Annotated in this window: 8 protein-coding genes; 7 read left to right on the top strand and 1 reads right to left on the bottom strand. The window is 64.1% G+C overall.

The window, feature by feature from the left end; translation table 11 throughout:
• Positions 1 to 231: 231 nt before the first annotated feature.
• Positions 232 to 1401, bottom strand: coding sequence for a M20 aminoacylase family protein (locus tag IH615_RS20405; RefSeq protein WP_291364880.1), 1170 nt, complete (start codon positions 1399 to 1401; stop codon positions 232 to 234).
• Between the two features lie 258 nt (positions 1402 to 1659).
• Between IH615_RS20405 and IH615_RS20400 the strand changes: the two genes are divergently transcribed.
• From IH615_RS20400 to IH615_RS20370, 7 genes are all read left to right on the top strand, one after another.
• Positions 1660 to 2418, top strand: a complete 759-nt coding sequence (locus tag IH615_RS20400) for an electron transfer flavoprotein subunit beta/FixA family protein (RefSeq protein ID WP_291364878.1) — start codon at positions 1660 to 1662, stop codon at positions 2416 to 2418.
• Positions 2418 to 3347 (top strand): FAD-binding protein, encoded by a 930-nt coding sequence (locus tag IH615_RS20395; RefSeq protein WP_291364876.1) that lies wholly within the window; start codon positions 2418 to 2420, stop codon positions 3345 to 3347. The genes IH615_RS20400 and IH615_RS20395 overlap by 1 nt, the downstream gene beginning before the upstream one ends.
• Positions 3348 to 3445: 98 nt before the next feature.
• Positions 3446 to 4630: an amino acid aminotransferase gene (locus tag IH615_RS20390; RefSeq protein ID WP_291364874.1), complete on the top strand. Its 1185-nt coding sequence runs from the start codon at positions 3446 to 3448 to the stop codon at positions 4628 to 4630.
• Between the two features lie 88 nt (positions 4631 to 4718).
• A complete protein-coding gene (fsa, locus tag IH615_RS20385; protein ID WP_291364872.1) occupies positions 4719 to 5372 on the top strand; it encodes a fructose-6-phosphate aldolase in 654 nt (217 codons plus the stop codon).
• Between the two features lie 73 nt (positions 5373 to 5445).
• Positions 5446 to 6525, top strand: a complete 1080-nt coding sequence (locus tag IH615_RS20380; RefSeq protein ID WP_291364870.1) for an Mrp/NBP35 family ATP-binding protein — start codon at positions 5446 to 5448, stop codon at positions 6523 to 6525.
• Positions 6526 to 6559: 34 nt separating this feature from the next.
• Positions 6560 to 6832, top strand: coding sequence for a hypothetical protein (locus tag IH615_RS20375; protein WP_291364868.1), 273 nt, complete (start codon positions 6560 to 6562; stop codon positions 6830 to 6832).
• Between the two features lie 97 nt (positions 6833 to 6929).
• Entirely contained in the window at positions 6930 to 8240 is a 1311-nt protein-coding gene (locus tag IH615_RS20370; protein ID WP_291364866.1) for a GH1 family beta-glucosidase, read from the top strand.
• Positions 8241 to 8282 lie beyond the last annotated feature (42 nt).

Here is an 8282-nt window from a genome sequence, read left to right as displayed (position 1 = left end):
CCCATCAGCCACCCCGCTGGCAGCCCAAGCAGCATGGCGATGCTGCCGCCGGCGGCGGAGACGAGGAGGGTCAACAGGGTGGGGAATGTCGCTTGAAGGACGCGTGTTGGGTTCATCAGGTCCTTGCCACGACCTCGTCCTTCGACAGGCTCAGGATGAGGTCTGTTGGTGGCTCGACGGTCAAGTAGACCTCATGGTGAGCCTGTCGAACCACGAGGTCGTGGCGGCGTGTCACCGTATGGGCAATGCCCGCTCCGCCACTCGCACCCAATAGCTCACGCCTACCGGGATCACGGCATCGTTGAAATCGTATGTATCGGTATGCAGTTCCGAGCTGTCGCCATTGCCGAGGAAAATATAGGCGCCCGGCCGCTCCTCGAGCATGAAGGAGAAATCCTCGCCGCCCATCGATGGCGGCGCCTCGTCATCGACCCGCTCAGCGCCAACCACTTCCCGCGCCACCTTGGCGGCAAAGGCCGTCTGCTCGGGCGCGTTGACTGTCACCGGATAGCCCCGCGCATAGCGCATACTGGCCTCGGCGCCAAAGCTGCTGGCGAATTGCGGTACGAAATCGGCCAGCCGCTGCTCGATCAGGTCCTGCACCGCGCTATCCAGCGTGCGCACCGTGCCGGTGATCTTTGCCGTCCGCGAGATCACGTTATCGGCCTCGCCGGCCTCCACCATCGTCACCGACAGCACCGCATTGGCCAACGGGTCCACATTGCGCGACACGATCGACTGCAGCCCCACGATCATGTTGGCGGCCACCATGATCGGGTCGATCGTCGTCTGCGGCCGCGCGGCATGGCCGCCCTTGCCGGTGATGTCGATGTAGAAGCGGTCGGTGGCGGCCATGATTCCGCCGGCCCGAATGCCGAAATGTCCGGTCGGCATGCCCGGCCAGTTGTGCATGCCGTAGAATTCGTCGATGGCAAACCGCTCCACCAGCCCGTCCTTGAGCATGGCCTTGCCACCCGCGCCGCCCTCTTCCGCCGGCTGGAAGATCAGGGCAATCCGCCCGTCGAAATTGCGCGTCTCGCCGAGGTATTTCGCTGCGCCCAGCAGCATGGCGGTATGCCCGTCATGCCCGCAGGCATGCATCTTGCCCTGGATGGTCGAGGCATAGTCCTTGCCGGTCTTCTCCGTCACCGGCAGCGCATCCATGTCGGCGCGCAACCCGATGGTTCGCCCGGTCGTGTTGGTCCGACCGTTGATGATGCCGACGACGCCCGTGCGCCCGATCCCGGTCACCACCTCGTCGCAGCCGAACTGCCGCAGCTTCTGTTCCACGACCCCTGCCGTCCGCACCACGTCGTACAAGAGCTCCGGATGCGCATGAAAATCCCGTCGCCAGCCGGCGATCTCGTCGTGAAATTCGGCGATGCGGTTGATGATGGGCATGGACCAGTCCGAAGCAGTCAAATTCTGGGTCAGTGTCGCTGTCCCAATCGGCGAGGTCAACACTAGCATGGTTTTCGTGTCCGGGCGGCACGCCTGTCGCCGTGTCGTTCCCGACGATCGGGTTCTCGGCGAGTACTGGCCCACCAGCCCGGCACCCTTTTCCAACAATCCTCCACGCCCTAGCCCAAATTTCCCCGCGCGCGGCTTGCCCGTCCAAGCCAATTTTGTCATGACACCGCCAACTTGCCGGAGCGCCGCATGAAAATCCTGGTCGCCATCAAGCGCGTCGTTGATCACAATGTCCGCATTCGTGTCCGCCCCGATGGTTCGGGCGTCGAGACCCAAGGCGTGCGCATGTCGATGAACCCCTTCTGCAAGCATGCCGTCGAGGCTGCGGTGCAACTGGGGGAAGCGGGGCACGGCGACGAAATCGTCGTGGTCTCCATCGGCCCCAAACTGGCCAATGACGTCATCCTCACCGCCCTGGCCATGGGCGCGCATCGCGGCATCCTCATCGAGACCGAAGCCGAGCTCGAAACCCTGGCCATTGCCAAGCTGCTGGCCAAGGTCGTTGCCGAGGAAGATCCCGATCTGGTTCTGCTCGGCAAGCAGGCCGTGGACGACGACAGCAACCATGTCGGCCAGATGCTCGCGGCGCTGACCGATCGCCCGCAGGCCACCTTCGCCTCCGAGATCAAGGTGGTGGGGCAGGGGATCGAAGTCGTCAGGGAAGTCGATTCCGGTCGCGAGACCATTGCCATCCCGCTCCCCGCCATCGTGACCGCCGACCTGCGCCTCAACACCCCGCGCAATGCGGCTTTGCCGATGGTGATGAAGGCCCGGTCCAAGCCACTCGCGGTCCGCCCCGTGGCAGAATTCGGCGTCGACCTCACGCCGCGCCTCACCATCGAAAAGGTATCCCCTCCGGCCGAGCGTGTGGCGGGAAGGACAGTGGGTTCGGCATCCGAACTGGCCGCCTTCATCGCCGCCGAAGTCTCCCAGATGGAGGCGCTGTAATGAGCGTGCTGCTTATTGCCGATCACGACCTCGGCGCTCTTTCACCAGCCACCGCCCGCGTCGTGCACGCGGTGAGCGAGCTGGGCCCGATCGACCTGCTGGTCATCGGCGAAGATATCGATGCCGTCGCGGCCGAGGCCGCCGGGCTGGCCGGCGTCACCAAGGTCCTGGTGGCCAAGGGTGCGCCGTCGTCGGAAGCCGATGCTTCTGTCATCGCCGCCCTGGCCGAACCCTATCACTATATCGTCCAGTCGGCCGGGAGCGTGGGCAAGGATCGCATGCCGCGCGTTGCGGCCAAGCTTGATCTGATGCCGGTTACCGATGTGGTCAGGGTGCTCGGGCCGACCCGTTTCGAGCGGCCCATCTATGCCGGCAACGCCGTCCAGACCGTCAGCGATGGCCAGGCCAAGCATGTCCTCACCATCCGCGCCTCGGCCTTCCGCGCCGCTGCCGGTGGCAATGACGCGCCCATCGAAGTCATCGAAAATTCAGTGGCCTCCGCCGCGCGGATGATTGCCTCGCATCGCACCGAAAGCGACTCACCCGACCTGGCGACGGCCCAGATCGTGGTCGGTGGCGGCGTGGCGCTGGGCTCCGCCGAGAACTTCAGGCTCATCGAACAGCTTGCCAAAAAGCTCGGCGCCGCCATCGGCGCCACCCGCGCCGCGGTGGATGCCGGCTACGCCCCCAATGACTGGCAGGTCGGCCAGACCGGCAAGATCATCGCCCCCGACCTCTATATCGCCATCGGCATCTCAGGCGCCCTGCAGCACCTGGCCGGCATCCAGGGCGCCAAGAGGATCGTCGCCATCAATTCCGATGCCGAAGCCCCGCTGGTCAAGCTGGCCGACGTGGCGCTGATCGGCGACCTATTTGAGATCATTCCGCAATTGCTCGCCGAATTGGACAAGGCCGGTGTCTCCCGCTGACACCGAGCTTGCGGAGCCAAATGCGTAGCGACTCCCGATTGCAAAAATTCCGCCGCCGCCTATAACAACCCCGCCTTCCCACCGGAACTGCTCCACCCATGTTCGAGACCCTCTCCAAGGCCCCCGGCGACAAGATCCTGGCGCTGATGGGCGAATACGCCGCCGATCCGCGCCCCACCAAGATCGACCTGGGCGTCGGCGTGTACAAAGACGAGCAGGGCACGACCCCGATCATGACCTCGGTCAAAAAGGCCGAGCAGCAGATCCTCTCCTCCGGCAAGACCAAGACTTACCTCGGCATATCGGGCAACAAGGGCTATGGCGCCGCCGTGCTCGACCTGGCGCTGGCCGACAGTGTCGACCGCTCGCGCGTCCGCATTGCCCAGGCCCCCGGCGGCACCGGATCGCTCTGGGTGCTGATGCAGCTGGTTAACCGCGCCCGGCCCGGCGCCACGGTCTGGGTCAGCGACCCGACCTGGCCCAATCACAACCCGATCGCCGAAAATTCCGGCCTCACGGTCAAGACCTACCCCTATTTCGACACCGAGACCCGCGGCGTGAAATTCGCCGAAATGCTGGCCGCTCTCGATAAGCTCGGCAAGGACGATGTCGTGCTGCTGCATGGCTGCTGCCATAACCCGACCGGCGCCAACCTGACGCCCGATCAGTGGGACAAGGTCGCCGCCAGCCTCGCCCGATCAGGAGCCTTGCCCTTCATCGACCTGGCCTATCTCGGCTTCGGCGATGGCCTGCTCGAAGACGCCTATGGCACCCGTAAGGTCATCTCATCGGTCCCCGAGGCGCTGATCGCCTTCTCGGGCTCGAAGAATTTCGGCCTCTACCGCGAACGCGTCGGCGCGGCCATTCTCATCGCCCGCGACGCCGCCCAGGCCGATACTGCCTATTCGCAACTGCTCAACATCATCCGCGGCGCCTATAGCCAGCCACCTGATCATGGCGCCGAGATCATCCGGGTCATTCTCGAAGACCCCCAGCTGCGCGCCGAATGGGAGGCCGAACTCAACGCCATGCGCGGCCGCATGATCCGCCTGCGCGAGAAGCTCAGCGAAGCCATCCGCCAGCGGTCGAACTCCAAGGATTTCGATTTCATTGCGGCCCATCGCGGCATGTTTTCGCTGCTCGGCCTCGAGAATTCGGTGGTCGAACATTTAAAAGCCGCCAACGGCATCTATATGATTGGTGACAGTCGCATCAATGTCGCCGGCATCCCCGAAGATCGCGTTGGCGAACTGGCGGATGCCCTGCTTGCGGCCATCAAATAGCCTTTAGGCGATTGGCCTTGCGGTGCGGCTTCGCCGTGCTACACCTTGGCTAACCGGCCATGCCAGAACACGAATTCAGGAGGGAACCATGAAGTTCTTCGTCGATACTGCGGAAATCAAGGACATCAGGGAGCTCTACGAGACCGGTCTCCTCGACGGCGTCACCACCAACCCGTCGCTGATCGCCAAATCCGGCCGCGACTTCAAGGAAGTGGTCAAGGAAATCTGCTCGATCGTGCCCGGCCCGGTTTCGGCCGAAGTCGCATCGCTCGAATATGACGGCATGATCGCCGAAGGCACCGTGCTGGCCGCCCTGGCCGAGAACGTCGTGGTCAAGCTGCCGCTGACACTGGCCGGCCTCAAGGCCACCAAGACCTTCAAGGAGCGCGGCATCAAGACCAATGTCACGCTCTGCTTCTCGGCCAATCAGGCCCTGCTCGCCGCCAAGGTCGGCGCGACCTATATCTCGCCCTTCCTCGGCCGTCTCGACGACATCAACCTCGACGGCGTCGAACTGATCGAGAATATCCGCCAGATCTACGACAACTACGCCTTCGACACCGAAATCCTGGCCGCCTCGATCCGCTCGCCCAACCACGTGACCCAAGTCGCGCTGGCCGGCGCCGATGTCGCCACCATTCCGCCCGACGTGATCCGCAAGCTGGCCAACCATCCGCTGACCAATTCGGGCATCGACGGCTTCCTCAAGGACTGGAAGGCCACCGGCCAGTCGATCCTCTAGCGTTTGCGCTGGAGCAACGATTACCCGGAAGACCTCTCCCTAGGGTGAGGTCTTCTGCATTTATGGGGCTCGCATGGCCGATACCGAACTCGCCGCTGCCATCAAATCTGCCCTCGCGGCCGTCGAAATTCCCGGCGGCGGTGATCTCTCGGGCTATGCTGGCCTGTCCGATATTATCGTCACGCCAGGCGCGGTGGCTTTCGCCATCGCGGTAGCGCCCGGCATGGAGGCCGCCTTCGGCCCGGCGCGCGAGCAAGCCGCGGCGGTGGCCCAGAAAATCGCCGGCAGCCGCAAGGTCATGGTGTCGCTTACCGGAGGCAAGCCGCCCCCGAAGGCAGGTCCGACCTTCTCGCATGGCAAGCCGGTACCTCCGGGCAAGACCGGTGTTCCCGGCATCAGGCACATCATCGCCGTCGGCTCGGGCAAGGGCGGCGTCGGCAAATCCACCACCGCCGTCAACATCGCGCTGGCTCTGCAGGCCGAGGGGCTACGCGTCGGCATCCTCGATGCGGACCTCTATGGCCCCTCCATTCCCAAGCTGCTGGGGCTCGAGGGCCAGCCGGCCATCCGCGACGACGGCATCTTCAGCCCGCATGACGCCTTCGGGCTCAAGGCGATGTCCATCGGCTCCATGCTGGTCAAGGACCAGGCGGTGGTCTGGCGCGGACCGATGGCCACCTCGGCGCTGCGGCAGCTGCTGCGCGAGACCGATTGGGGCACGCTCGACGTCCTGGTCATCGACCTGCCGCCCGGCACGGGCGACATCCACATTTCCCTGTTCCAGCAGGCCGAGATCGCTGGCGTCGTCATCGTCTCGACACCCCAGGACCTGGCGCTGATCGACGCCAAGAAGGCCATCGACATGCTGCCCCGCTTCGGCGTGCCAATTCTCGGCCTCGTCGAAAATATGAGCTATTTCATCGCCCCCGATACCGGCACGCGCTACGACATTTTTGGCACCGGTGGAGCCGAGCGGGCCGCCGCCGATCTGGGTATTGCTTTCCTCGGCGCCATTCCCCTGGTCATGTCGATCCGCGAGGGCTCCGACGCGGGGCGGCCTCCGGTCGTCACCGATCCGGCCGGGCCGGAGGCCGCGGCCTACCTGGACATTGCCAGGCTTATCGTCTCGGGACTATCCGCTACCCCGAAGTAAGCATTTGTTAGGATCGCGCGCGCATCCTGATGCCATGGCAGTAATCGGCGCAGTCAGCAGCTATGACAGGATCCAGGCCCATCGGGCCAGGTTGCGCGACTATGCCGACTTGGCCGAGCAGCGGTCGCTGGCCCGGCGCGAGGCCGCCGAGATGACATTGGCCAAGGGCGATGCCATGCGCAATGCCGTGCAATCGAGCTTCTTCCAGGCCAGCACAGGCATGACGCAGCTGATGGAAATGGTCCTCCGCGCCCGCAGTGCCGACGAGGCCAAGGCCAAGGCCGAGCCTGCCAAGTGGTACGCTTGAGCCTCCGGCTATCCATTCCGCAATCGATTGCATAACCGTCTTTCCTGCGCTATCTGGCTAGCCGCAATCACGGCGAATGCCGGCCAGAGGAGCGTTTATGTTCTCGATCGACCGCAAGGACTTCGGTCCGGATTTCACCTTTGGCGTGGCGACCGCTGCCTATCAGATCGAGGGCGGCCAGCGCGATGGCCGCGGTCCTTCCATCTGGGACAGCTTCTCGTCCACGCCAGGCAATGTCCATAATGGCGATACCGGCCGCGACGCCTGCAACCACTATGAACTGTGGCCGGCCGATCTTGATCTGATCCGCGACGGTGGCTTTGATGCCTATCGCTTCTCCTTCGCCTGGCCGCGGCTGATCCCCGAGGGCACTGGCGCCGTCAACCAGGCCGGCATCGACTTCTACGATCGCCTGCTCGATGGCATGCTCGAACGTGGCATCAAGCCCTATGCCACGCTTTACCATTGGGACCTGCCTTCGCCACTGCAGGACAAGGGCGGCTGGATGAACCGTGACATTGCGGGCTGGTTCGCTGACTATGCCGCCCTGGTGGCGCAGAAATTCGGTGATCGCCTGCATGCCACGGCCACCATCAACGAGCCTTGGTGCGTCGCCTTCCTCAGCCACTACCTCGGCATTCATGCCCCCGGCTACCGCGACATCCGCGCCGCAGCCCGCGCCATGCACCATGTGCTGTTCGCCCACGGCACCGCCATCGATGCGCTGCGGGCCAATGGCGCCAAAAATCTGGGCATCGTGCTCAATCTCGAAAAGTCCGAAGCCGCCTCGGACAAGCCCGAAGACCTCGCCGCCATGGACCTGGGCGATGCGCTGTTCAACCGCTGGTATCTCGGCGGCGTGCTCAAGGGGCAATATCCGGAAGTCGTCACCAACTGGCTCGGCGACAACCTTCCCAGGGACTACCAGAACGACATGGACGTGGTTTCCCGGCCGCTCGACTGGCTGGGCATCAACTACTATACCCGCGGCCTCTACAAGGCCGGCACCAATGGCGGCCCGATCGAGCAGGTCAAGGGGCCGCTCGAAAAAACCGATATCGGCTGGGAAATCTACCCCAAGGGCCTCAGCGACCTGCTGGTCCGCGTCTCCAACGACTATACCAAGATTCCCCTCTACGTCACCGAGAACGGCATGGCCGAGGTGGAGGGCGACGACGATCCGCGCCGCGTGAAATATTACGACGACCACCTCAAGGCGGTGTTGTCGGCGCGCCAGCAGGGCGCCGATGTCAGGGGCTATTTCGCCTGGTCGCTGCTCGACAATTACGAATGGGCCGAGGGCTACAACAAGCGCTTCGGCATCGTGCATGTCGACTACCAGACGCAGCAGCGTACGCCCAAGTCCAGCTACCGCGCCTTCCAGGGCATGCTGCACAATACGCGCTGAACGGCTTGCTTTTGCGCGTCCGGTTGGGCAGGCATGTGACAC

This window comes from Devosia sp. (genome assembly GCF_014860165.1).
Classification (GTDB): Bacteria; Pseudomonadota; Alphaproteobacteria; order Rhizobiales; family Devosiaceae; genus Devosia.
This window is presented reverse-complemented; position numbering and strand designations above follow the sequence as displayed.